The sequence below is a fragment of the Flavobacterium ginsenosidimutans genome (genome assembly GCF_003254625.1).
Lineage (GTDB): Bacteria > Bacteroidota > Bacteroidia > Flavobacteriales > Flavobacteriaceae > Flavobacterium > Flavobacterium ginsenosidimutans.
This window is the reverse complement of record NZ_QJRJ01000036.1, coordinates 1-655: the sequence shown is the minus strand read 5'-3', so window position 1 is coordinate 655 and position 655 is coordinate 1. Positions and strand designations below refer to the sequence as shown.

Sequence of the window (655 nt, the reverse complement as noted above, 5' to 3'; positions counted from 1 at the left end):
TTTGTCGTAGCACTATAAGTCAGATTTGTTGTTTGTGCAGAGCTATTAAAACAAACTGCTCCCGCTGTCCCTAATGTAATAGTTGGCAAAGGATTAACTGTGACTGTAAAACTATTTCCTGCAGATACACATCCATTGGCATTTTTTACCGTCAATGTTCCAGTATAAGTTCCTGCAGCTGTATTAGCAGGTACAGAAATACTGATTGGACTTGCTGTTAATGCTGCATCTGTAACGGCTGCAAAACTATTTGTCGGACTTGCATTCCAAACAATGCTGTATGTTGTCGGCGAATTTGTTGTCGCACTGTAAGTCAAATTTGTAGTTTGTGCCGAAGTGCTTAAACAGACTGCTCCAGCCGTACCCAATGTAATAGTCGGTGGCGGATTAACTGTAACTGTAAAATTATTGACTGTAGAGACACATCCATTTGCATTACGGACAGTTAAGTTTCCTGTATAAGTTCCTGCTGCTGTGCCTGCTGGAACTGCAATACTAATCGGACTTGCTGTTAATGCTGCATTAGTAACCGCTGCAAAAGTGTTCGTTGGACTCGCATTCCAAGTAATGCTGTACGTAGTAGGCGTATTTGTCGTAGCACTATAAGTCAGATTTGTTGTTTGTGCAGAGCTATTAAAACAAACTGCTCCCGCTG

The 655-nt window shown here is 41.5% G+C and carries 1 protein-coding gene; it reads right to left on the bottom strand.

Annotated features, from left to right (window positions below):
• Positions 1–655, bottom strand: a 655-nt coding sequence (locus DM444_RS00175) for a hypothetical protein (RefSeq protein WP_204251645.1), incomplete at both ends; no start/stop codon positions are given.